Consider the following 22,915-nt stretch of genomic DNA (forward strand, 5'->3'; position numbering starts at 1 on the left):
ACATTTGCCGTTTGGACGTTTCGACGGATACCCGCGTTGGGGATCGAGGGAAGGATCATTTTCGATTGCTCCCCGGTCTGGATGGGCAGGGTGCGCCGTCCCGGCCGACATCTTGCGCATTGAGCTGACGTAAAGCGATGGTCGATGCAGCGCCATTCTATTCCGCTGTCGAGGATGCTATTCGCGCGGAATCGGCTGCGTGGGCGAGGTTCTCAGCCGCGAAGGACAGTGCGGAATTCTGTGCGAGCTGGCTGACGATCCTGTGCTTGCAGATCGAGAGGGTCGGCGGCGGGCTGCTGCTCCTTGGTCCGAATGCGGAAGGCGCCTACACGCCGGCTGCGCTATGGCCGCATGCGGGACGCGATCTGCAACACCTTAGTCCCGCGGCCGAGCGCGCGCTTTCCGAGCGCCGGGGCGTGGTGATTCCGGCGGGTGGTGGATCGGTGCCAGCGTTCGATCAGCGGGCATTCGTCGGCTATCCGATCGAGGTTGCGGGCGTCCTCCATGGCGCCGTCGTACTCGAGCTCGCGGCCGGCTCGGACAAGGCGCTGCAGCGAGCTTTGCGGACGCTGCACTGGGCCAGCGCCTGGCTGGTCGACCAGTTTCGACAGCGAACTCTGGAAGAGCGGGACGCTCGCCTGGCCAGGATGGCGCTCGCGATGGGTCTGGTTGCGACCGCGATGAACGAGCGCCGTTTCGCTGCGTCGGCACTCGCGGTGAGCAATGAGCTTGCCGGCGCATTGCAATGTGATCGCGTCAGCATCGGACTGGAAAAGTCCGGAAGCGTGGAAGTGCGCGCCATTTCGAACACCGCGACATTCGATCCCAAGATGGATCTCGGCCGCCGCATCGGCACGGCAATGGACGAAGTGCTCGATCTCGACGTGACAATTGTCTACCCGGCGATCGACGAGGTTGGGTCCGCGGCGACTGCGCATGCGGAGCTGGCTCGACAATTAGGGGACGTCGCCGTTTGCTCGGTGCCGTTGCTCGACAACGGCAACGTCATCGGCGTGGCGACGTTCGAGCGCGGTAGCGGCGAGCCATTTGACGCCGAGACCGTGGAATTGTGCAAGACCGTAGGCGGTCTGCTGGGTCCGATCCTGGAGCTCAAGCTGGGGGCCGAGCGCGGCTTGCTGCGGCACGCCGGCGAAAAACTCCATCGTTTCCTTCAAATCCTGTTCGGACCGCGGCACCCCGGCGCCAAACTGATAGCGCTGACGATTGTCGGCGTATTGTTGTTCTTCAATTTTGCGACCGGCACTTATCGGATATCGGCAAAGACGGTCGTCGAAGGGGCTGTGCAACGTGCGGCGGCGGCGCCGTTCGACGGATATCTCGTCGAAAGCTTCGTGCGCGCGGGCGACGCGGTACGTGCGGGACAGGTCCTGTGCCGCTTGGACGATCGAGACCTCAAGCTCGAAAGAATCAAGCTGATGTCGGAACGCGAGCAATTGACGCGCAGGCACCGTCAGGCGCTTGCCGCTCAAGAGCGCTCCACGATGGCAATTGTCTCCGCACAGATCGATCAGGCGGAGGCAGCCCTGACGCTGGTCAGCGACAAACTCGCCCGCGCGACCCTGATTGCCCCCTTCGACGGCGTCGTCGTATCGGGCGACCTCCGTCAGCTGCTCGGCTCTCCGGTTGAGCTGGGAAAATTGCTCTTCCAGATCGCGCCGCTGGATTCGTATCGCATCATCCTTCAAGTCGAGGAGCGTGACATCGCGTACGTCGTCGTCGGGCAGTCGGGCGAACTGACGCTATCCGGCATCCTCAGCGAACGCATGGATTTTACGATCGAACAGATCATGCCGGTATCGACGGCGCAGGAGGGACGAAATGTATTTCGTGTCGAAGCGCGCCTTCAAAGCCCTTCGGAACGGGTGCGACCCGGCATGGAAGGCATTGGCAAGATCATCGTGGGCGAACGCAATCTATTCTGGATCTGGACCCATCGATTGATGGATTGGCTGATTTTGACCGCCTGGAAATGGCAGCCCTAGCATGAGCGCGACAACGGCACCCTTAGTCAGCAATTGGTGGTACCGCGTCGCCTCGCGTAAGCCGAAGCTGCGGTCCCATGCGCGCCTGCATAGGCACCGCTATCGCGGCGAGGTGTGGTACCTGCTGCAGGACGCAACATCGTCTCGAATTCATCGCTTCACACCGGCCGCGCGGCTCATAATCGCGCTGATGGACGGTTCGCGAAGCGTGGCGGAGCTGTGGCAGCTCGCCAATCGCCATTTGGGCGAAGATGCTCCGACGCAGGATGAAATGATCCACTTGCTGGGGCAACTGCATTCGGCCGACCTGCTGCAAAGCGACGTGACGCCGGACGTGGCCGAGCTGTTCGCGCGCGGCGAACGCGAGGAAACCGCTCGGCTGCGCCGGTCCTACGCCAATCCGATGGCGATCCGCATTCCACTGTGGGATCCCGACGGTTTTCTGAACCGCTTCGATGGGCTTGTGCGCTGGATCTGGAGCCGCTGGGGCGGTTTGCTGTGGTGTGCGGTCGTGATTCCCGCGATATTCCTGATCTGGCCGCACTGGCCAGAGCTCAGCAATAACTTCTCGGATCGGGTGTTTGCGGCGGAGAATCTGGTCGCGCTCTATTTGGTCTTTCCGCTGATCAAGCTTATGCACGAACTCGGTCATGCGACGGCAACCAAGGCCGGTGCCGGCGAAGTACATGATCTCGGGCTGATCTTGATGGTCCTGGTGCCCGTGCCATATGTCGAGGCGTCCGCCGCGACCGTCTTCAAGTCAAAGTATCAACGGGCGATGATCGGCGCCGCCGGCATGGCGGTCGAATTGTTCATTGCTGCCTGTGCGTTCTATCTGTGGCTCCTGATTGAACCCGGCCCGGTGCGTGCCGTCCTGTTCAACACGATGCTGGTCGCCGGCGTATCCACGCTGCTATTCAATGGAAATCCGTTTCTACGGTACGATGCCTATTACATTCTGGCGGACCTCATCGAAATTCCCAATCTTGCGGTGCGATCGGCGCGCTATTGGGGCTACGTGATTGAGCGATACGTTCTCGGCCTGCACGAAGCGGAGGCTCCCAATGCCTCGGTCGCCGAGAAGGCCTGGTTCCTCTTCTACGGACTCGTCTCAACGGTCTACCGGCTGTGCGTCACCGTCGCCATTGCGTTGTTCATCGCCGGGCAGTTCTTCATCATTGGCGTCCTGCTGGCGATCTGGGCGGTCGGCGCGATGGTCGTATTTCCGGTCGTCAGGATGGTCCGGCACTTTGTCAGCGATCCAAAAATGCGCAGACATCGACCACGCGTTCTGGCAACAGTCGCGACCATTGCGCTCAGCCTCGCCGGTTTCCTGCTGTTCGTGCCGGTACCGCATCATTCGCACGCCGAAGGCGTGTTCTGGTTGCCGGAGGAGGCGATCGTCCGAGCCGGCGCGAACGGATTTCTCAGTCGTTTCATTGTCCAGCCAGGTTCACCTGTCCGGCAGGGCGATGCTCTGGTTCAGTGCGACGAGCCCGGCCTGATCGCGCAGCAGCGTCGAAGCGAGGCCAGAGTTGCTGAACTGCAGGCCGAGTATTCGGCGCAATTCGTGACCGATAGAACCAAGGCGCAACTGGCGCTCGACAAGATTGCCCACGAGCAGGCCAATCTGGGGCTGCTTAGCGAACGTGTTTCCGAACTCGTGGTTCGAGCCAAAGGCAACGGAGTCTTCGTCGCGCAGCAGGCAGGGGACATGCCGGGGCGCTTCTATCGCAAAGGAGATCCGCTTGGATATGTCATTGGCGAAGCGATGCCGCTCGCCCGCGTGGTGATCGCGCAGGAGTCCGTGGACCAGGTGCGGCTGGCGACCGACCGGGTCCGCGTCCGCCGCGTCGATCAGGCCCGGCAAACCTGGGAAGGGAGGGTGCTGCGCGAAGTCCCGGGCGGCGTTGAGTACCTGCCGAGTACAGCGCTGGCTGTCGAGGGTGGCGGCGAGATCGCGGTTGATCCGCGCGATACCAAAGGCCCAAAGACGCTTGAGCGGATGTTCCAGATCGACGTGCAGCTCGACGACACGAACCATGTCGGTCACTTCGGTCAGCGGGTATTTGTCCGGTTCGAGCATCAGATGCAACCACTTGCGATCAGAATTTACCGCAGCATTCGGCTGCTTTTTCTCTCAAGCTTCAATGTCTAGGGCAGCGATTGGCATTGATATCGACGATCTGGCGACCGGGCGTCCGTATGCGGAGCGCCTGGAGCGGGATCCTCCCTGGCATGACCGTGCGGCTGAATTCCTGTTGGCGACGGCGGTCAGGCCGATACGCGATCGACTGCGTCAGCCCTCCGATGCGTTGAGGCAAATCCTGACGCATGTAGACCAGCATGCCGACGCGTTCGGCGCAGCCACGGATGCGGACCTGCTGGCAGTGGCCCGCGGGATGCGGATGCCATTGCGCCGCGAAGGATTTGTGCCGGAGCGCGTCGGCAAGTGCTTTGCACTCATTCGCGAGGCATCCGCCCGCACGATGGGCAAACGGCACTATGACACGCAGTTGATGGCCGGCTGGGCCCTGCTGCAGGGCAAACTGGTCGAGATGGCGACCGGAGAAGGCAAGACAATGGCCGCGACGTTGCCGGCGGCCACGATGGCCCTTGCCGGCTACCCAGTGCATGTCATCACCGTTAACGACTATCTCGCAAAACGCGATGCCGACGAAATGAGATCGCTTTACGGCTTCCTGGGCCTGAGCGTCGGCGCTGTGGTGCAGGGACTGCCGAAGGCCGAGCGGCGCGAGGCCTATTCGAAATCGGTGACCTACTGCACGAACAAGGAGTTGGCATTCGACTATCTGCGAGACAGGGTTGCGATGTCCCGGCAGGGCAGCAGGCTCCATCTGGCACTCGATAAACTCCGGGGTGACGCCCAGCGCGACCAGGAGTTGGTGTTGCGTGGCCTATACTTCGGTCTCGTTGACGAGGCCGACAGCGTCTTCGTTGACGAGGCGCGCACCCCGCTCATCCTGTCGTCTTCGGTAGGCCCCGGCGAAGAAGCGCGCCAGTGGGAGCAGGCGCTGGAGCTTGCGCGGAAACTCGACGCGCCGAAGGATTATACCGTCAACCTGGTCGAACGCAGCCTGTCGCTCACGGCGACCGGTCGGAGCAAGCTCGAGGACTTCACGCATGACCTGGAGGGAGTGTGGACCTCCGTCCGAGCGCGTGAAGAGCTCGTTACGCAAGCGCTCAGCGCACTGATGCTCTACCTTCGCGATCAGCATTACGTCGTCACCGAGGGCAAGGTGCAGATTGTCGACGAATCGACCGGCCGGGTCATGCCCGACCGCTCGTGGGAACGAGGTCTGCACCAGGCCATCGAGGTCAAGGAGGGTTGTGAGCCAACGCAGCGGCGGGAAACGCTCGCACGTCTGACCTACCAGCGGCTGTTTCGGCGATACATTCGGCTGGCAGGGATGACCGGGACGGCGCACGAGGTGGCGCGGGAAATCCGTTCCGTCTACGGGCTCGACGTCGTGCGCGTGCCCCTGCATCAGCCGTCGCGGCGCCAATATGGAAGCGAGCGTGTGCATGCCACGCGAGCCGAGAAATGGCGCAGCGTCGCCAGCGTCGTTGAAAATCTGGCAACCTGCGCGGGTCGGCCGGTGCTGATCGGAACACGGTCCGTTCAATCATCCGAAGAAATTAGTGCCGCATTGAGCGAGCGGGGGATCGTGCATGCGTTGCTCAATGCCAAGCAGGACGAAATGGAAGCCAGCATTATCGCCCTCGCCGGGCAGGCGTCTCGCGTAACGGTTGCAACGAACATGGCCGGACGGGGGACCGACATTTTGCTGGATCCGGATGTCGCCGAACGGGGCGGCTTGCATGTCATCTTGACCGAGTACCATGACTCGCGGCGAGTGGACCGGCAACTGTTTGGACGGTGCGCGCGGCAGGGCGATGCCGGTAGCTGCGAAGCCATCGTGTCTCTGGAAGACGACATCTTTACGGTGTATGCGCCGCGAGTGGTGGACCTGTTGCAGCGGTCTGGTGTGCGGAGTAACCGGCATTTTGCCTTCCTGTACGTCGGACTCCGCCGTCTGGCGCAATATCGCGCCGAGCGCCACGCCGCTTATGTGCGGGCTCAGACTCTCAAGCTCGACCGACGTCTCGATCAGGTTTTGGCTTTTGCAGGGAGGGGCGAATGACCGGTTGCACGACGAACATTGCCGGTTGGTCCTCGTGTTGGAACGAGGCATCAGGATGCAATCAGGGCGAGAATGTGACGGCAGGGACTCTCAGACGCGGACGGCGATGGTTTGTCCGCCCGCACCGGCTCGGGGCAGGCATTTTCTTGCTCTACACAATAAGTGCCGCGGCTCCGTCGACCGCACAGCAAGCGAAGGCGGACGATCAGTTCGAATGCCTTGTTCAACCAAAGATGGTGCTCAAGCTGGGAACCCCTGTGCCGGGCTTGATCACCGAAGTTCTGGTTGATCGCGGCGCAATTCTCAAGAAGGGCGACGTCGTCGCCAGAATTGAATCGAGCGTGGAGGCCGCGGCGGTTGCGCTCGCCAAGGCGCGTGCGGAAAACGACAGCGCCGTGCGATCCGGCGCGGCCAAATTCGAGTTTCAGAAGCGAAAGGAGGAACGGACCAGGCTGTTGCGAAGAAACGATACCGTTTCAGCCGCCGCCGCAGACGAAGCGGAGACCTCGGCGAGGGTGGCGGAAATCGATCTGGAGGAAGCGAAAATCAACTTGCAGTTGGCGCAGCTTGAGTTGGCGCGGGCGGGCGAATTGCTTCGGCAGCGCACGATTCGAAGTCCTATCGATGGAATTGTGGTCGCCCGCATGCTCGGGCCTGGGGAATATGCCTTTGACCAGGCGCAGCTTGTCACCATTTCGCAAGTCGATCCGCTCAACGTCGAGGTGTTCGTGCCGTTGAGCCAGTTCGGAAAGATCCGGAGCGGCATGGTCGCGGAGGTTTACCTGGAAGAGCCGATCGGAGGCCGATACGCGGCAAAAGTGACCATCGTCGATCAAGTCTTTGATGCAGCCAGCGGCACCATCGGAATACGGCTCGAACTGCCAAATCCCGACTACGCACTCCCCGCAGGGCTGAAATGTCGGGTTCGCTTCTCCGGTCTGGGGTGAAGCGATCGTACGACGCACGTCTTGGCCAGCTTCAATCCGCTTGCAGAAAACGACCTTGCCGGTCTTCCGGCACCTGGGGAGCGCTGCGGCGGCTACGGTCTGACATAGACACTCTCATACGAACCCGTATAATCCTCCTTCCAACCCCGCCGATCGACGAGAAACCGCCTCAACTGCTCATGCGTCCGTATCCAGAGAACCGCATCGATACGATATTTTTCAATGACCGAGTCCCAGGCAGCCTCATCAATCTCGTCCCGAACCAGCTTGAAATAGTCACGCAACAGGTCGTCGGGATAGGCGGTCGCCGCCCGACCGTCGACGAATACGTGTACCCTGCCGCGGGTGTGGAAAATCAAAAGTCCGCCGACGTTCCAGTGGTTCAGAAGCCGCGCATGCGAGAGGTGTGCGTTGAGATAGTTGACGTCCTGCTCCGAAAGCATCTGCGGAAGCTCGAGAGCCAGCACCGACTGCAGGAAGATCAGCGGCAGTGCCAGCGCTCCGATGAGGCCGGCGAGCAGCAGCGATTTCTGAACCTGGAGTCTTGGCAGTTGTTTGAGAAGGAGTTGATCGATGTGGAGAGCCAGTGGAAGCGCTGAGAAAATAAAGAAGAAGGACATGTATCTGAACTGATGAAGCCCCAGCAGCAGGAAGAGCCAGGCGAGCAGCCGCGATTGCAAGGGAATGGGGCTCTGCCTTCCGCAGGACAGTTCGAGCGCAACAAATGCTGCCATGTAGATCATGCCGGGGATGCTTCCCGGTATTTCCAGATTGTGGGAGTAGGGTAACCACTCACCGATATTGGCCTGCACGAAGTGACCCATCGTAGCCGTCACGCCGTCATAGATGTGCCAGCCAAGAGGATTGACGAGCACTGCGACAGCGCAGCCAATTCCCGCAAGACCATATCTCTTGAAATCCGGCCAATCCTGCTTGAGCAGCGAGACGCCGCAGAACACGCCCATGACAAGAAAGCCGATCAAGAAACCGCCGTGCAGATTGACCCAAATGACCATCATCGCCGGCAACAACAGCAGCCATCTCGCTCCCTCGATGCACACTCTGTAGAAGATCACGCAAAACAGCATCGTCGAGATGTTCGGCGAAGCGGCGAGATACATGTTGGGGGCCGCCTCATAGGCAGGATACAGAAGGCATGCAGAGAAGACGGCGATGCAAGCGGCAACCGCCGAAGCTCCGCCGCGCAAGCAGGCGGATGCGAGGCACCCGACTATCATTCCGCCGCAAGCGACGACAAGCAGGACAAGACCACTCAAGCCCGCGTACTGCAGCAGGACACTGGCGATCACGTCCCAAAGCCAGGAAAGATTATACCAAGACTTGTCTCCGAGGGTGAACGACCAGGGATCCTGAAGGGGAATACGCCCGCTCTCTCTAATCAGGTCCCCGGCGGCCAGGTGCCATCCCAGGTCATAGTGGCCAAGCAGAAGCGGCGCGTTGGAAACGTAAAACACACAGGCAAAGGTTGTCAGGAACACATAGGTTCCGATGTTCGACCACGGCTTGACGGTCTCGAGGCTGCCGTCTTGCCTGGAATCGCTCCAGGCAGCGCGTGCATCCATCGTTCAGCCCCTTACAATCGAAACGGACAGCCAAAGGTCCGCCATGCCTTTTGGGCCTGCTTCTTCAAAAAGCAGACATTTATCGGTTTAGGGGTGATAATCTAAGGTTGAGTAAACAGAGATTGCAATTATTTATGGTTCCATCTGTTCCGTTTATGCGCTGACCGGCGCCGTGCTGCTGACCATGCTGATTCATGGCTGCGCTCGCATCAAGGCGGCGCGTAGCGAAGATTTCCGGCCGGCCCAGGAGCCGAACCTTTTTGTCGTGGCCATCGTGGTCGCTGCTCTGATGACGTTCTTTCAGTGGTCGATCACCACGGGTGCCTTGCGTTGAAGCAGCAGACGTCGGCGCTGAGGAGGCTCCTCCGCCGCCACAGCCGAATTGTGATGGATCGCGATGGCCGTCGCCTGGCCTCTCCTCCGATCGGACGACGGCACGGCCGCCAGCGCATCGACAATCAGCGCGTGATCGCCGGCACATATCATTCGAGCTGGCCAATCTAGCTTGTCGTCAGGTGGCTCGCAGTGAGCCACCAGGCAAAGGACAAGATTCATGCGCAATTACATTCTTGTGGCTCTCGCAGCGATCGCATTGGCAAACGTGGTGGCGCCGGCGAACGCGCTCACCATCGTCCGCGACCATCGCGACCCGCCCGTTGTGCGCGATCATCGCAATCAACCCATCGTCCGGGACCACCGCAATCAACCTGAGGTCCGCGACCACCGCCACTAAACGTCCTGGCGACGGAGCCGAACCAGGACGGTTCGGCTCCGCTTCGGGGCATGACACTCAATTCACGTTCGAACCGGTCGCCGGTTTGATGGTCTGAAGATCGCCGAACCAAATGCACTGTCTTGGTCATCGCTGTTTCGCGAGGGTTTGCCCTAAGCCATCGAGACTGGGCGTCGTATTTTTGCCCTCGCGAACTCCCTCCAAGCCCGACAATCGTCTGCGCGTGGCGCCTATGTCCATTCGCAATTGTGAGGCTTGAGCACGAGCCACGTTCCCGCCGCCGTGCTATTGCTGCTCCCCGCAACTTCCCGCGAGGACACCCATGCTTCCCCTTCCCGCCGACATCTTCACCGAGCCCGAGGACGTTTCGCCCGACAGTCTCGCCAATCTCGGCCCGCTCCGCCGTCTCGCCGGCACGTGGCAGGCGGACAAGGGGATCGACGTCAATCCGAAGGCGGAGGGGCCGGAGCGGCGGACCTTCATCGAGCGCGTCCGGATGGACCCGATCGATCCGCAGGCCAACGGGCCGCAGCTGTTCTACGGTCTGCGTTATCACATCCACATCAACACGCCCGAGGAGGACATCACCTTCCACGACCAGGTCGGCTACTGGCTGTGGGAGCCCGCGACCGGGCTGATCATGCAGACGCTGGCGATCCCGCGCGGGCAGGTGCTGCTCGCCTCCGGCAAGGCCGGGCCTGACGACAGGAAAATATCCGTCACGGCCAAGCGCGGCGACACCGCTTACGGGATCTGCTCGACCGACTTCCTGGAACAGGCCTTCCGCACCGATGCTTACCGCTGCGACATCACCTTCAACGACGACGGAAGCTGGACCTATCTGATCCAGACCGAGTTGTTCGTGCGCGGCGCGCCGTTCAATCATCACGACACCAACACGCTGAAGCTCGTCGCGCCGCCAAAGCTCAATCCGCTCGCAGTGATCGTCAACGATCGCGCCAAGAGCGGCGGCAGCGGAACGGACGCTTGAGCGCAGTCCGGAGATTCGCATGAAGCCGTATGTCATCTGTCTGATGCATTCCAGCCTGGATGGCCGCACGCACCCCAGCCGCTGGCGTCCGAAGGGGGCCGGGACGGACTGGTTCGAGAAGATCCATGACGAGCTCGGCGGCGATGCCTGGGTGATCGGCCGCGTCACCGGCTCGGAGTTCGCCAAGGGCACGCCCTATCCCGCCGCAACGGCCGAGACGTTTCCGCGGGAGCCGTGGTTTGCGCGGCGTGATGCAAAGACCTATGGCGTCGTGCTCGACGCGCAGGGCAAGATCGGCTGGGGTCGCTCCGACATCGGCGGCGATCCGATTGTGGTGGTGCTGACCGAGAGCGTGCCGGATTCACATCTTGCAGGCCTGCGCGGCGAGGGCGTGTCCTACATCTTTGCCGGCAGGTCGGAGATCGACCTTGCGCTGGCGCTGGACATCCTCAATCGCGAGCTTGGCGTGAAACGGCTGCTGGTCGAGGGCGGCGGCGTCGCCAATGGCGCGTTCCTGCGCGCCGGTCTCATCGACGAATTCAACCTGATCCTCAGCCCCGCGATCGATGGCGCCAAGGGCGCACCCTTCGTCTTCGACTCGACGGACTCAGACAGCGACAAGCGCGCCCCCATCACGGCGATGACGCTGGAGAGCACGCGGGAGCTCGGCGGCGGTGTCTTGCTGCTGCGGTATCTGATCAAGAACGATCCGCAGGGCCTCGTCAGGTAAAGCGCCGGCATGTCGGACAAATCCGAGCACATCGTCATCGTCGGCGCCGGCGCGGCTGGCCTGATGGCGGGGCGCGAGCTTGCGCGCGCCGGCAAGAGGGTGACGATCCTGGAAGCACGCGAGCGCTGCGGCGGGCGCATCCACCCGCTGCCGGCGGCAGAGTTCGGCTACCCCGCCGATGGCGGCGCCGAATTCGTCCATGGCGAGGCGCCGGTGACGCGCGCCCTGCTGGGCGAGGCGGGGCTGTCCCTTCAGGAGATCGAAGGCACGCTACGGAGCTTTGACGGCGCGAATTTCACGCGCGAGGACCCTCACGACCCGCACGAGGCGGAGCTGCATGCCGTGCTCGGGGATTTGAAAGACGACCTCACCGTCGCCGATTTCCTGCGCCGTCATTTTGCCGGGCCCGAATATGATCGGCTGCGCTATTCGATCGAGCGGATGGTCGAGGGCTACGATGCCGCCGATCCCGAGCGCGCCTCCACGCTGGCGCTGCGCGAGGAATGGATGGACGGCGGGCTCCACAGGCAGGCGCGCATCAATGGCGGCTATGGCGCGCTGATCGATTTTCTGGCGGCCGAGTGCCGCAGGCATGGCGTGACGATCCGCCTTGGCTGCGTGGTGTCGGCGATCGAGGAGGAGGGCGGTACGGTGGTCGTTCGCGGTGCCGGCGGCGACGTGCATCGCTGCGATCGGGTGATCCTCACCGTGCCGCTGCCGCTGCTGCGCGAGATCGCGCTTCCGGCGAGCGTGCGTGCGAAGGCGGCGGCTGCCGACGACATCGGATTCGGCAACGTCGTCAAGATCCTGCTGCGGTTTGCGCGGCCATGGTGGCGCGAGCGAAGGCCGGATCTTGCGGATATGACCTTCCTGCTGTCGGACCAGACCATCCCGGTGTGGTGGACGCGATATCCGGAGCAGCATCCCGTGCTCACCGGCTGGTTCGGCGGCCCGCGGACGGCGGAGCTGCAAGGCCTCGATCCGCAAGCGTTGATCGAGGCCGGGCTCGGTTCGCTCGCCGCCATCTTCGGCCTGTCGCGCGAAGAGGTCGCGCGCGACCTCGTCGCGGCTGCGGCGACCAATTGGGGGCACGATCGCTTCGCCCGCGGCGCCTATTCCTGGGCCACGCCGCGCACGCGCGATGCGCAAGCGATGCTCGCGCGCGCCGACGGAGCGGTGTTGTTCTCCGGCGAAGCGCTCTATCGCGGCCGCGACATGGGCACGGTCGAGGCGGCGCTGGCGAGCGGGCTGGAGACGGCGGGAACGATCTTGCGGGGGTAGGCGCGCGGCCTTCGCAAAGGATCTCGGCGGCCAGCGTCCCTGCGGCCATCCTTCGAGACGCCCGCTGTGGGCGGGCTCCTCAGGATGAGGTCTTGCTTCGCGGTGAAATCTTAAACCCTCATGGTGAGGAGCGCCGCCTTACGGCGCGTCTCGAACCATGGAGGCCGAGCTATCTCTGCAGCAAAAAGGCCCGCATCTCTGCGGACCTTTCGCTTACCAGCTGCCGCCGCCGAAGCTGAAGCTCACGCCCGGACCGCCGCCACCGTAATATCCGTACGGCCCGCCGCCGTAATAACCGTGGTGCCGCGGGTAATAGCCGTAGCTGCGGTAGTGCGGACGATAATAGCCGTGGTGGTGATGGCGCCAGTGATGATGGCGATAGCCATGATGGTGGTGCCGGTGCTGCGCGCTGATGTCGGTCGGCTGGCCTCCCCGCGCGCTCTGCGTCGCGCTTGTGGTGTTGGCCGCGTTCGCCGCCGATCCGCCGGCAAGCGCCGCAGCACCGACGGCCATCGCGACAATGAGATACTTCATGTCATCACTCCAGTTGAATGTCGTGTGACAACACATGGGCGTTGGCTGCGTTCCGGCCAGTGCGGGCGTCGAAACGACGCAGCGCGCGATGTCCGATTCAGCGCAGATGATCGCGTGTCGTGGGGTTTATTGTCGCATCACCGGCGTTGATCGCACTGTTGCCATCACTTCGCCGCGAATGATGCGACCACCTCATCCGTGGTGACGATGCGCGCGAACTCGCCGTTGAGATTCGACAGCGTCATCGCATGGATCTCCTCGGCGGAATGCGCATCGCCATCGGGGCCGATCCGGTCGAAGGTCCAGGTCGCATCGCGTACCAGCCGCGTGTCGAAGCCGAGATTGCCGGCCATCCGCGTCGTCGTCTCCACGCAATGGTTGGTGGTGGCGCCGCAAATGACGAGCACGGTGATGCCGCTGGCGCGCAGGCGCGTCTCGAGGTCCGTGCCGATGAAGGCGCTGTTGACGCGCTTGACGATCACGGGCTCGCCGTCCTGTTCGCGCGCCTCGTCCTTGACGGCGTAGCCGGAACGCGATGGCAGAAACGACGAATTCGGCTTCGTGCCCTCGTGGCGGATGTGGAAGATCGGAGCACCGCTCGCCCTGAACGCCTTCAGGAGAGCGGCAATTTGCGCCACCGCATCCGGATTATTGCGGCGCTTGCCTGCCGCCTCCCATTCGTCGAACACGCGCTGGACGTCGACGACGATGAGTGCGGGGAGGGGGCTTGGCATGGCGAGTGGCTTTCAGAATTTGGGGAAGTATTTGACGCGTTCGCGGGTCCAGGCAATGCCGATTTTCCCTCGTTTCAAGACAGCTCTCGTGCCCCGGACGCAGGCCCGTAGCCCGGATGAGCGAAGCGATATCCGGGGGGACTGTTCCCGCATGTCGCTTCGCTCATGCGGGCTACGAACCTCGTCCTACGGATGCGGATCGGGAAAGCCGTGGCGTTCGGAGAGCGCGGCGAGGATCGCATCCTTGTCGGCGATGAAGGCGCGGCCGCGGTGGCTGCCGGTCTGGTGCCGCGATGTCGCGCCGTCTGCCAGCACGAGCAGCGGCAGCGACTGGTTCTCCGCACCGACCAGCACGATCACGGCCTGCCGCGGCTGCGGCCACGCGATGCGCTCGACGTCGAGCTTGTCGGCCAGCTGTGGAAACGAGGCGAGCACGCCCTCCATCAGCGCGCAATGCCAGCAATAGAAGCGCCGGCCCGGATAGGCCGGGTCCTCGAAACCCGGGCGCAGCAGAAACAGCAGGTCGCGCGTCATGGATCGCTCCGAAGCATGGCCGCCTTGCTGAGGATCAAGGCGGCGAGGACTGGCCAGCCTAGTGTCGAGTCCCCAGATTCACGGGAATCGACGGTCAGGAAAGGACGCCATGTCGGGGCCGATCAGTCAACCGCAGGCGCTCGCTGACGTGAAGACACTGCCGGAGCTGCTGCGCTGGCGCGTCAAGGCGACGCCGGCGGCGGAGGCCTATCGCCATTTCGACGCGGGCGCGGGACGCTGGGTCAGCCAGTCCTGGCACGAGATCGACGCGGAATTCGAGCTGTGGCGGCGGGCGCTGGCCGCGGAGGATTTTTCGCCCGGCGAGCGCGTGGCCATCCTGATGCCGAACGGCATTCCGCACATCGCGATGGACCAGGCGGCGCTGTCGCGCGGTCTCGTGCCGGTGCCGATGCATGCGGTCGACAACCCCGACAGCATCGCCTACATCCTGGCCGATTCCGGCGCGCTGCTGCTGTTCGTCGATACGCTGGCGCGCTGGCAGGCGATCATGGCCACCGGCCAACCGCTCGATGCGCTCAAGCGGATCGTGTGCACCGAGATGACCGGGCCGGTGCCGGCCGATTCACGTATTGTCGCGCTCGACCAGTGGCTTGCGTCCGCACCTGGCGCGACTGCGCCATTGCCCGACGTCGCGGTTGCTCCGGACGATCTTGCCGTCATCGTCTACACCTCGGGCACGACGGGGCGGCCGAAGGGCGTGATGCTGTCGCATGACAACATCGTGGCCAATGTGAAGGCGATCGCGCGTCGCATCGCGGCGTCGCCGGACGACGTCTTCCTGTCCTTCCTGCCGCTCTCGCACACTTTCGAGCGCACCGGCGGCTATTATTATCCGATCGCGGCCGGGGCCTGCGTCGCCTATGCGCGCTCGGTGCCGCAACTCGGGGACGACCTCAAGCATGTGCGGCCGACGGTGCTGATCTCGGTGCCGCGGATCTATGAGCGCGTCCATGCGCTGATCATGCAGCATCGCGCATCGGCCGGAAGCATCGAGCGGGCGCTGCTCGACCTCACGATTGCCGTCGGCGGCCGGCGTTTCGATGCGCGGCAGGGACGCGGCGCACTCTCGCTGTTCGACCGGCTGGCCTGGCCGCTGTTGAAGCGGCTCGTCTCCGACAAGGTGCTGGCGCAGCTCGGCGGCCGCCTGCGCGTCGCGGTCTCCGGCGGTGCGCCGATCGCCGAGCCCGTCATTCGGCTGTTTCTCGCGCTCGGGCTCGACATCCTCCAGGGCTACGGCATGACCGAGACCTCGCCGGTGGTCTCCGTCAACACCCCCGAGGACAACGATCCACGCTCGGTCGGCCACGTGCTCGACGGCGTCGAGGTCAGGTTAGGCGAGAACGACGAGCTGCTGGTGCGCGGTCCGAGCGTGATGCTCGGCTACTGGCACAAGCCCGAGGAGACGCGTCGCGTGAAGCAGGCCGATGGCTGGCTGCACACCGGCGATCAGGCCCGCATCGAGAACGGGCGCATCACCATCACCGGCCGCATCAAGGACATCCTCGTGACGTCCACCGGCGAGAAGATCGCGCCGGTGGATCTCGAAACCGCGATCCTGGCCGATCCCCTGTTCGAGCAGGCGCTGGTGGTCGGCGAGCAGCGCCCGTTCCTCACCGCGCTGGTCGTGCTCAATGCAAAAGCCTGGGTGCAGGAGAAAGAAAGGCTCGCCGCGAGCGGCAAGCAAGGCGGCGCGGCGGAGCGGGCCGCCCTGCTTGCCAGAATCGCGGCGGCGGTGAAGGCCTATCCGTCCTACGCGACGCCGCGCGCGGTGTGGTGGACGCTGGATCCCTGGACCATTGCCGCGGGCCTGCTGACGCCGACGCTGAAGAACAAGCGCCCCGCGCTCGAGCACCGCTTCGCCGACGAGATCGCGCAGATCTATGCGAAGAAGCCGGCTTGATCTTCGCCTCTCCCCCGCTTGCGGGGAGAGGCCGTATCGCATCGAAGATGCGATACGGGTGAGGGGGAGCCTCCGCGAGTTTAACTCTCACCGTTATTGCTGAGGCAGCCCCTCACCCCGACCCTCTCCCCGTAAGAACGGGGAGAGGGAGAGAAGGAGAGCGCTCACGTCCTCTTGAACGCCGCTTCCGCTGCGCTTGATCCAGCGCAACTTCGGCCGCCGGCCCCCATGCAATCTCTCTGCGAGAATTCGAATTGCAATCGAGGCAAGTCATGAAGGCGTATTTCATCGGTGGTGGCATCGGATCGCTCGCGGGCGCGGCGTTCCTGGTTCGCGACGCGCAGGTGCCGGGGCGCGACATCGTGATCTACGAGGCGCAGCCGCTGCTCGGCGGCAGCCTCGACGGCGCGCTGCTCGCGAACGGCGCCTATTCGTTGCGCGGCGGGCGCATGCTCACCACCGATCACTACGAATGCACCTGGGACCTGCTGTCGGGCATCCCCTCGCTCGAACGTCCGGGCCTGAGCGTGCGGGACGAGACCGTCGCATTCAACGAGGAGAACCCGGCGCATTCGCAGGCGCGGCTGGTCGACCGCAACCGCTTCAAGATCGACGTCTCCCACATGGGCTTCTCCGCGCGCGACCGGCTCGAGCTGCTGCGGCTCACCGAGGCCTCGGAGGAGACGCTCGGCAACAGCCGCATCACCGATTGGCTGTCGCCGAAATTCTTCGAGTCCAATTTCTGGTACATGTGGCAGACCACTTTCGCCTTCCAGCCCTGGCACAGCGCGGTCGAGCTGAAGCGCTATCTGCACCGCTTCATGAACGAATTCCCGCGCATCGAAACCCTCGCCGGCGTCAAGCGTACCGTCTACAACCAGTATGACGCGATCGTGCGGCCGCTTGCCGACTGGCTGAAGCGGCAGGGCGTGCAATTCGTGCGCGGCACAAGCGTCACCGACATGACGCTCGAAGACGAGGCCGGACGCGTGCGCGTGCGCCAGCTCGTGCTCGATCGCGACGGCCGCACCGCCAATGTCCGCCTCGAGGACGGCGATCTCGTGTTCTTCCAGAACGGCTCGATGACGGATGCCTCGAGCCTCGGCACCATGACCGAGCCGCCGCCGCACCTGACCAAGGCCGACAGCCAGGGCTGGGCGCTGTGGGAGACGATCGCGCAGGGACGTCCCGAATTCGGCAATCCGTCCGCGTTCAACACCTCGATCCCGGAATCATACTGGCTGTCCTTTACGGTCACCTGCCGCGATCCGCGCTTCTTCGACAAGATGGAGGCGTTCTCGGGCAACAGGGCCGGCACCGGCGGGCTGGTGACGTTCAGGGATTCCAACTGGCTGATGTCGGCGGTGCTGTATCATCAGCCGCATTTCGCCGGTCAGCCGAAGGACGTGCAGGTGTTCTGGGGCTATGCGCTGCATCCGGACCGCGTCGGCAATTTCGTCGGGAAGCCGATGTCCGATTGCGGCGGTGCGGACATCCTGAACGAGCTGTGCGGGCACCTGAACTTCGATCGCGATGTGTTCGAGAATGCGATCTGCATTCCCTGCCGCATGCCCTACATCACCAGCATGTTCATGCCGCGCAACGCGACCGATCGGCCGCTGCCGGTTCCCAGGAATTCGGTCAATCTCGCCTTCGTCAGCCAGTTCGTCGAAATCCCCGACGACGTCGTGTTCACCGTCGAATATTCGGTGCGCGCGGCGCAGATGGCGGTCTATCAACTCATGAAGATCGATCGCCCGGTGCCGCCGGTGACCCGCCACGACAAGTCGCTCGCGGTGATCTTCGCGACGCTGGAGAAGGCGTTCGCGTGAGGATCTACTTGAAGGGATCCTGGATCGACGGCGACGATTGCCTGATGCGGCGCACACTCACCGGCGTGCCGTCGGAGACGAACAGGAGTTCGTACTTCCGGCCCTCGCTGTCGGTTGCGGAGCAGGTGACATCAGTCACCTTCCGGGCGGCAAAATTGCCGGTCTGGCGGCAGATTCCGGTGGAGGTCTGCTCCGCCGGCACGGGCAGGCCGTCGACCTTGGGCCGGTCCTTGGAATTGAGCAGCATGCGGTCGATCGGCAGCTCGTAGGAGTTGTCGTCGGCCCGCTTGCCGTTCTCGCCGGAGAACGACACGACGTGGTTCTCGTCGGTGGGGTCGTCGACGGCGACGGCGAAATTGACCCGGCCCGTATCGCCATGGGCGTAGGCCACCGTCTTGCAGGCAAGGGTACGTCCGGCGACCTTGAGCGTCTTGCAGTGGCCGGACATCAGCGCCAGCAAATCGATGAAGGCGCTCTGCTGCACCGACGGATTGTTGACGGGAATCGGCCTGGAAGAGTCGGCAAAACAAGGACTTGCGAGGGCAACGAAGGCTGCTGCGAGGGCCGGTCGGCAGAGGCGCATCGTGGGGCTCATATGCCAGGGGACCGCGGAAAAGTTCCGTTCAATAACCATCGAACCGCAAATTGGTTGCGATCCCGTTTGTGTCGCCACGCCCGACCTGAATACCACCGCGCCACCCATCGGCGATTCGTCCAATCGCCCAACCCGTCCCGGCAGGCACTTGCCGCCAGGCCGGTGTTTTTTTCGTGGCGGAGCCGAATGATCACGCCGCCTGCTTCATCGTCCTTGCAAAGGCCGGGTAAGTCTCGGCGAGTTCGTCGAAAATCCGGCCGCGCAGCAATGCCAGGGTTGCGGTATCGGGCCGTGCGGTTTCCCGCACCACCTCCGGTTCTTCATAGGTGAAGCCGGTATTTTCCCTGATGTCGGCCGGCGTGAAGGGCGGGTGCACCGAGCGTAAGGCAAAGCCGCCTGCCTCGCGGTCGAAGCCGAACAGCGCCATGTTGGTCAGGAGCGCGTATGGCCCGCCGCGGCGAGCGACCCCCGGTGTGATCGCCCGGGCGCTGACGAAATCGACCTTCGGCACGAACACGCGCGGGGTGTGCTCCTCGCGAAACAGGATCACGCGCGGAATGAGATGATAGAGATAGGCCGAGCCGAACGAGCCGGGCCAGCGCACGCTGTTCGTGGGATAGTCGCCGGTGCCGACCAGATTGATGTTGCCCGCTCCGTCGATCTGGCCACCGCCGAGGAAGAAGGCATCGACCCGTCCTTGCGCGGCGCAGTCGAACAACTCGATGCCGCCATTGGTGAAGAAATTATGCGCCTGCGATCCCAGGATCGAGATGCGCACCGGCGGCTTGCCGTCGCGTTCGTTGCGTGCGCGCAGCAGCATCGCACCGGCCGCGGGGATCGGCGACGATGCGCCGACCGCGACGTGACGGATGCCGTCGAGCAGGTCGGCGATGGTGGCGATCAGGATTTCGCGCCGTTCGCGTTCCGATGACATCAGGCCACCTGCTTGCGATGCGTCAGGAAGCCGGAGAGATAGGCGCGAAAGCCGTCTTCGCTGCGCGCCATCGCCGCATAGCGCGCGATCTCGGCTTCGTCCGCCGGATATTCGTCCCACAGGGCCAGCGGCCAGGCGCCGCGCGCGGCGACCGCGATGGTGTCCACATAGAGCGAAGGCAGCCCACCGGCGGCGGAGTCTTCCGTCTCCAGCAGATTGCGATCGACGATGCGCTCGACGGTGACCAGCGTGCGTTTTGCGGCATAGGCGAGGCCGGCGAGCTCGCGGTGGCGGCCGATCCGGACATTGCCGGCACGGTCGGCCTCGGGCGCGTGAAACAGTGCGACATCGGGAGAGATCGCGGGCACCACGACCACCTTGCGCGCTTCGCCGACGGGACTGTCGATCACCTGCCAGTCCGGCCGCACCTTGAGCAGGTCGCTGCCGATGATGCCGGCGATCGGCATGAACGGCACGCCCTTTTGCGCCGCGAGGAGGCCGGCGTAGATCGCGGGGCAGGTGGAGTCGCGTAACGCAAACGCGCCGCTCTTGACGCCCGCGGTGAAGCGCGGCGCGGCGCCGGCTTCACCGAGCGACACCGCGCTGGTCTCGAGCGAGGCGACGGCGCCGGCCCCGATCAGGAGATCGGCCTGGAGGCCCGAGATCGGCACGCAGATCAGCTTGAGATCGCGGATACCGGCTTCGAGCAGCGCCGCGGTCGCGGCCATCGCGACGCCGGAGCCGTCGACGGGAATTGCCAGCGACTGCCCCGATGTGACGCGCGCGACAAGCGCCTCCAGCGCAACGATCTCGGTCATGGGCGTCCCCCGCATTGTTTTTCTTATCCTGCCTCAAGCCAACGCCGCCTGCCAGCGCGTATCGCGCAGGGAGGGGCGTCGATGCAGGCGGGCGTCGAGCATACTGCGGGCGCGCGGCAGCTCGCCGCCGCGCATCAGGGCGACAATAAAAGTATCCTCGATCAGCTCGCGCTGGGCGTGGCTGCCGCCGATGCGGACGACGTCGGTGAGCACTGGCGCGAGCGTCCGCACGCAGGCCGCATAGTCCTCGTCCGCAAAGGCCGCCAGCGCGCGGCAGATCGCCGGCACCACGGGGCCGGCCGGCAGCTTGCCCTCGGCGACCCGCTGCTCGATCACGGCAAGGCGTGCGGCGAGCGCGTCGCGGTTTTGCGTTGCGGCGGCGAACAGCGCCATGTGGACGTCGGCGAAGGGCAGGCTCGATTTCGGAAACAGCTTTTGCGCGGCGGCGTCGGCATCAAGCCAGAGTGCCTTCGGCACGGCGTGGCCGTAAGAGGACAGGCGCCAGAGCAGCGAGGCGCCGTCGGTGATGACGTTGAGCGGCGGCGCCTGCGTGGCGGAGGGCTGGAGCACGTCGGCATAGATCGCGAGTGCGCGTGCTGCATCGCCATGCTCCAGCGCGCCGAGCGCCTGATGCCAGCGGATGTGGCCGTGCAGGATTCCGGCGCGGTCGTAGGTCGGAATCCACTCGTCGACGAGCCGGTCGGCCGCCTCGATCGAGCCATCCTCGAACATCGCATGCAGCACGGCGTGAGCGGCATGGGCATTCTGCCGGCGCAGGGCGAAGCCGCGCTCGGTGATGCCGCGGCCGCGGGCGACGTCGCCGTTCTCGGTCATCGCCCAGCCGGACATGGTGAGGAACCACCAGTCCTCGCCATAATGTAGCGCAACGCGTTCGCACAGCTCATGCCGCGCACGGTCGTGATCGGCCATGCCGGAGAAGGCGAACAGGCCGAACGCGCCGAGCGGCAGCGACAGCACCACGGCATCGCGCGGCCATGCCTCGATATGTTTCAGCGTCGCCGCAATCGCCTCGGGCAGGCGGCCCTCGATCGCCAGCGCCAAGGTCTCGACATGCGAGCGCTCACGCTCCGTGCCGCGCTTCGCCACGAGCTCGCGCGCGCGTGCCGCCTTCTGCCGCGCGAGGTCGCCCTGCTGGTAGAAGGCATGCACGCGGGCGCGGGCGATAAGGGGAAGCGCAAAGTCCGGATCGGCGGCGATGGCGCGCTCCAGCGTCTCCGCGGTGCCGGTCCAGCCCGCCAGCATGAGGTCGACGCCTTCGCGATAGGCGGATGCCGCGGCATCGGATGCGGTGGAGAGTGGCAGGCCGTAGCGGTCGTCATGCGCCATCGTCGTCTCCGGAGTTCAAGCCGTTCGCGCGCGGCGGCCTTCGATCGGATAGGCCGGGTCGTTGTAGCCCGGCGTCGAGGGATGGCCCGGCGTCACCAGGCGGTCGATCAGGGCCTCGTCCTCGCTGGTGAAGCGATAGTCGAGCGCGCGGATATAGTCGTCCCACTGCTCCTCGGTGCGGGGGCCGGCGATGATGGAGGTCACGAAAGCGGAGTTCAGCACCCAGGCGACCGCGAACTGGCCGGCGGTGATGCCTTTCTTTTCAGCGTGGCTCTTGATCTCCTGCGCGAGCTGGAGCGACTCCGGCCGCCATTCCGTCTGCATCATGCGGGTGTCGTTGCGGCCTGCGCGGGTCTCCTTGTCCGGGACTGCATCCGGCCTGTACTTGCCGGTCAGCACGCCGCGCGCCAAGGGGCTGTAAGGCACGATGCCGAGGCCGTAATAGGAGCAGGCCGGAAAGTGCTCGACCTCGGGCATGCGGTTCATCGCGTTGTAATAGGGCTGGCTCACCGCGGGCCGGTCGATGCCGAGCCGGTCGCAGATGTTGCAGATCTCGGCGACGCGCCAGGCGCGGTAGTTCGAGACGCCGAAATAGCGCACCTTGCCTGATCGGATCAGATCGCCCATCGCGCGCACCGTCTCCTCCAGCGGCGTCGCATGGTCCTCCTTGTGCAGATAGTAGATGTCGATGTGGTCGGTGCCGAGCCGCGCCAGGCTTTCGTCCGCCGCCTGCAACACCCAGCGCCGCGACAGCCCGCCGCGATTGGGATCGCTGCCCATGGGGTTCGCGAGCTTTGTCGCCAGCACCCAGGAATGGCGGTTGTTGCCGATGGCGCGGCCCACCACCTCTTCGGATCCGCCCTTCGAATAGGCGTCCGCGGTGTCGATGAAATTGATCCCGGCCTCGTGGGCTTTCGCGATGATCCGCTTTGATGCGGCCTCATCGGTCGGCCCGCCGAACATCATGGTGCCCAGACAGATCGGCGAGACTTTCAGGCCGGTGCGGCCGAGCTGGCGGTATTGCATGGGCTGCTTCCTCAACACTGTCGAAGCCGGCAGCATAACCATCCCGCGCCGTCATTGCGAGCGCAGCGAAGCAATCCAGAGATGCGTCCGCGGAACGCATCTGGTTTGCTTCGCTGCGCTCGCAATGACGAGGTTGGGGGACGCGACACCGCCTCCCAACGTCGTCCTGGACAAGCGCAGCTCCAGACAACGCGCAGCGTTGTCTG

General features: G+C 64.2%; 20 protein-coding genes. 11 read left to right on the forward strand and 9 right to left on the reverse strand.

Features of this window, described 5'->3' with window-relative positions; genetic code table 11:
- Positions 1 to 137: 137 nt before the first annotated feature.
- Genes BM118_RS16255 through BM118_RS16270 form a run of 4 tightly spaced genes read left to right on the forward strand, consistent with a single transcriptional unit; the run spans position 138 to position 7,116 of the window.
- The gene (locus tag BM118_RS16255) at positions 138 to 2,003 is read left to right on the forward strand and encodes a GAF domain-containing protein (protein ID WP_092186549.1); all 1,866 of its coding nucleotides are present in this window, start codon (positions 138 to 140) and stop codon (positions 2,001 to 2,003) included.
- Position 2,004: 1 nt separating this feature from the next.
- Positions 2,005 to 4,161 carry an efflux RND transporter periplasmic adaptor subunit gene (locus tag BM118_RS16260; RefSeq protein ID WP_143099478.1) on the forward strand — a complete coding sequence of 719 codons (2,157 nt, stop codon included), beginning with the start codon at positions 2,005 to 2,007 and terminating at the stop codon, positions 4,159 to 4,161.
- Positions 4,154 to 6,169, forward strand: a complete 2,016-nt coding sequence (locus BM118_RS16265; RefSeq protein ID WP_092186551.1) for a preprotein translocase subunit SecA — start codon at positions 4,154 to 4,156, stop codon at positions 6,167 to 6,169. The genes BM118_RS16260 and BM118_RS16265 overlap by 8 nt, the downstream gene beginning before the upstream one ends.
- The gene (locus BM118_RS16270; RefSeq protein ID WP_092186552.1) at positions 6,166 to 7,116 is read left to right on the forward strand and encodes an efflux RND transporter periplasmic adaptor subunit; all 951 of its coding nucleotides are present in this window, start codon (positions 6,166 to 6,168) and stop codon (positions 7,114 to 7,116) included. The genes BM118_RS16265 and BM118_RS16270 overlap by 4 nt, the downstream gene beginning before the upstream one ends.
- Before the next feature lie 92 nt (positions 7,117 to 7,208).
- On the opposite strand, the gene BM118_RS16275 is transcribed toward BM118_RS16270, so the two are convergent.
- The gene (locus tag BM118_RS16275) at positions 7,209 to 8,699 is read right to left on the reverse strand and encodes a hypothetical protein (RefSeq protein ID WP_092186553.1); all 1,491 of its coding nucleotides are present in this window, start codon (positions 8,697 to 8,699) and stop codon (positions 7,209 to 7,211) included.
- A gap of 172 nt (positions 8,700 to 8,871) precedes the next feature.
- Here BM118_RS16275 and BM118_RS41445 point away from each other — a divergent pair, with 172 nt between their 5' ends.
- The 5 genes from BM118_RS41445 (at position 8,872) to BM118_RS16295 (ending at position 12,434) form a co-directional block, all read left to right on the forward strand.
- Positions 8,872 to 9,033: a hypothetical protein gene (locus tag BM118_RS41445; protein ID WP_177234361.1), complete on the forward strand. Its 162-nt coding sequence runs from the start codon at positions 8,872 to 8,874 to the stop codon at positions 9,031 to 9,033.
- 219 nt (positions 9,034 to 9,252) lie between these two features.
- Positions 9,253 to 9,432 carry a hypothetical protein gene (locus BM118_RS41450; protein ID WP_177234362.1) on the forward strand — a complete coding sequence of 60 codons (180 nt, stop codon included), beginning with the start codon at positions 9,253 to 9,255 and terminating at the stop codon, positions 9,430 to 9,432.
- A 322-nt stretch (positions 9,433 to 9,754) separates the two neighbouring features.
- Positions 9,755 to 10,423: an FABP family protein gene (locus BM118_RS16285; RefSeq protein WP_092186554.1), complete on the forward strand. Its 669-nt coding sequence runs from the start codon at positions 9,755 to 9,757 to the stop codon at positions 10,421 to 10,423.
- 19 nt (positions 10,424 to 10,442) lie between these two features.
- Positions 10,443 to 11,153, forward strand: coding sequence for a RibD family protein (locus tag BM118_RS16290; RefSeq protein WP_092186555.1), 711 nt, complete (start codon positions 10,443 to 10,445; stop codon positions 11,151 to 11,153).
- Between the two features lie 9 nt (positions 11,154 to 11,162).
- Positions 11,163 to 12,434 (forward strand): flavin monoamine oxidase family protein, encoded by a 1,272-nt coding sequence (locus tag BM118_RS16295; protein WP_092186556.1) that lies wholly within the window; start codon positions 11,163 to 11,165, stop codon positions 12,432 to 12,434.
- A 213-nt stretch (positions 12,435 to 12,647) separates the two neighbouring features.
- Here BM118_RS16295 and BM118_RS16300 read toward each other — a convergent pair whose 3' ends face one another.
- From BM118_RS16300 to BM118_RS16310, 3 genes are all read right to left on the reverse strand, one after another.
- Positions 12,648 to 12,968 carry a hypothetical protein gene (locus BM118_RS16300; RefSeq protein WP_177234363.1) on the reverse strand — a complete coding sequence of 107 codons (321 nt, stop codon included), beginning with the start codon at positions 12,966 to 12,968 and terminating at the stop codon, positions 12,648 to 12,650.
- Between the two features lie 164 nt (positions 12,969 to 13,132).
- On the reverse strand, positions 13,133 to 13,702 hold the full coding sequence (locus BM118_RS16305; protein ID WP_092186558.1) for a cysteine hydrolase family protein: 570 nt from the start codon (positions 13,700 to 13,702) through the stop codon (positions 13,133 to 13,135).
- Positions 13,703 to 13,888: 186 nt separating this feature from the next.
- Positions 13,889 to 14,236 (reverse strand): DUF3088 domain-containing protein, encoded by a 348-nt coding sequence (locus BM118_RS16310; protein WP_092186559.1) that lies wholly within the window; start codon positions 14,234 to 14,236, stop codon positions 13,889 to 13,891.
- Between the two features lie 109 nt (positions 14,237 to 14,345).
- On the opposite strand from BM118_RS16310, the gene BM118_RS16315 reads away from it, so the two are divergent.
- Both BM118_RS16315 and BM118_RS16320 read left to right on the forward strand, forming a co-directional pair.
- Positions 14,346 to 16,157 carry an AMP-dependent synthetase/ligase gene (locus BM118_RS16315; protein WP_092186560.1) on the forward strand — a complete coding sequence of 604 codons (1,812 nt, stop codon included), beginning with the start codon at positions 14,346 to 14,348 and terminating at the stop codon, positions 16,155 to 16,157.
- 233 nt (positions 16,158 to 16,390) lie between these two features.
- Positions 16,391 to 17,989, forward strand: a complete 1,599-nt coding sequence (locus tag BM118_RS16320; protein ID WP_092186561.1) for an oleate hydratase — start codon at positions 16,391 to 16,393, stop codon at positions 17,987 to 17,989.
- 4 nt (positions 17,990 to 17,993) lie between these two features.
- Here the strand turns inward: BM118_RS16320 and BM118_RS16325 are convergent, their stop codons facing one another.
- The 5 genes from BM118_RS16325 to BM118_RS16345 all read right to left on the reverse strand — a co-directional run bounded on the left by BM118_RS16325 (position 17,994) and on the right by BM118_RS16345 (position 22,709).
- Positions 17,994 to 18,572 carry a hypothetical protein gene (locus BM118_RS16325; protein WP_092186562.1) on the reverse strand — a complete coding sequence of 193 codons (579 nt, stop codon included), beginning with the start codon at positions 18,570 to 18,572 and terminating at the stop codon, positions 17,994 to 17,996.
- Positions 18,573 to 18,774: 202 nt separating this feature from the next.
- Complete coding sequence (locus BM118_RS16330) at positions 18,775 to 19,518, reverse strand: CoA transferase (protein WP_092186563.1); 744 nt, start codon at positions 19,516 to 19,518, stop codon at positions 18,775 to 18,777.
- The gene (locus BM118_RS16335; RefSeq protein WP_092186564.1) at positions 19,518 to 20,336 is read right to left on the reverse strand and encodes a CoA transferase subunit A; all 819 of its coding nucleotides are present in this window, start codon (positions 20,334 to 20,336) and stop codon (positions 19,518 to 19,520) included. The genes BM118_RS16330 and BM118_RS16335 overlap by 1 nt, the downstream gene beginning before the upstream one ends.
- A 33-nt stretch (positions 20,337 to 20,369) precedes the next feature.
- Positions 20,370 to 21,683 (reverse strand): tetratricopeptide repeat protein, encoded by a 1,314-nt coding sequence (locus tag BM118_RS16340; RefSeq protein ID WP_092186565.1) that lies wholly within the window; start codon positions 21,681 to 21,683, stop codon positions 20,370 to 20,372.
- A gap of 15 nt (positions 21,684 to 21,698) precedes the next feature.
- Entirely contained in the window at positions 21,699 to 22,709 is a 1,011-nt protein-coding gene (locus BM118_RS16345; protein ID WP_092186566.1) for an aldo/keto reductase, read from the reverse strand.
- Positions 22,710 to 22,915: the final 206 nt, after the last annotated feature.

Origin of the sequence: Bradyrhizobium sp. cf659 (assembly GCF_900113725.1) — a bacterium.
In the GTDB taxonomy this organism is placed as follows: Bacteria; Pseudomonadota; Alphaproteobacteria; order Rhizobiales; family Xanthobacteraceae; genus Bradyrhizobium.

Coding starts and splice junctions, on each gene's coding strand:
- BM118_RS16330 (WP_092186563.1), bottom strand. CDS start 19,518: ATGTCATCGGAACGCGAACGGCGCGAAATCCTGATCGCCACCATCGCC.
- BM118_RS16340 (WP_092186565.1), bottom strand. CDS start 21,683: ATGGCGCATGACGACCGCTACGGCCTGCCACTCTCCACCGCATCCGAT.
- BM118_RS16345 (WP_092186566.1), bottom strand. CDS start 22,709: ATGCAATACCGCCAGCTCGGCCGCACCGGCCTGAAAGTCTCGCCGATC.
- BM118_RS16285 (WP_092186554.1), top strand. CDS start 9,755: ATGCTTCCCCTTCCCGCCGACATCTTCACCGAGCCCGAGGACGTTTCG.
- BM118_RS16300 (WP_177234363.1), bottom strand. CDS start 12,968: ATGAAGTATCTCATTGTCGCGATGGCCGTCGGTGCTGCGGCGCTTGCC.
- BM118_RS16325 (WP_092186562.1), bottom strand. CDS start 18,572: ATGCGCCTCTGCCGACCGGCCCTCGCAGCAGCCTTCGTTGCCCTCGCA.
- BM118_RS41450 (WP_177234362.1), top strand. CDS start 9,253: ATGCGCAATTACATTCTTGTGGCTCTCGCAGCGATCGCATTGGCAAAC.
- BM118_RS16275 (WP_092186553.1), bottom strand. CDS start 8,699: ATGGATGCACGCGCTGCCTGGAGCGATTCCAGGCAAGACGGCAGCCTC.
- BM118_RS16270 (WP_092186552.1), top strand. CDS start 6,166: ATGACCGGTTGCACGACGAACATTGCCGGTTGGTCCTCGTGTTGGAAC.
- BM118_RS16265 (WP_092186551.1), top strand. CDS start 4,154: ATGTCTAGGGCAGCGATTGGCATTGATATCGACGATCTGGCGACCGGG.
- BM118_RS16310 (WP_092186559.1), bottom strand. CDS start 14,236: ATGACGCGCGACCTGCTGTTTCTGCTGCGCCCGGGTTTCGAGGACCCG.
- BM118_RS16335 (WP_092186564.1), bottom strand. CDS start 20,336: ATGACCGAGATCGTTGCGCTGGAGGCGCTTGTCGCGCGCGTCACATCG.
- BM118_RS16290 (WP_092186555.1), top strand. CDS start 10,443: ATGAAGCCGTATGTCATCTGTCTGATGCATTCCAGCCTGGATGGCCGC.
- BM118_RS16255 (WP_092186549.1), top strand. CDS start 138: ATGGTCGATGCAGCGCCATTCTATTCCGCTGTCGAGGATGCTATTCGC.
- BM118_RS16260 (WP_143099478.1), top strand. CDS start 2,005: ATGAGCGCGACAACGGCACCCTTAGTCAGCAATTGGTGGTACCGCGTC.
- BM118_RS16305 (WP_092186558.1), bottom strand. CDS start 13,702: ATGCCAAGCCCCCTCCCCGCACTCATCGTCGTCGACGTCCAGCGCGTG.
- BM118_RS16315 (WP_092186560.1), top strand. CDS start 14,346: ATGTCGGGGCCGATCAGTCAACCGCAGGCGCTCGCTGACGTGAAGACA.
- BM118_RS16295 (WP_092186556.1), top strand. CDS start 11,163: ATGTCGGACAAATCCGAGCACATCGTCATCGTCGGCGCCGGCGCGGCT.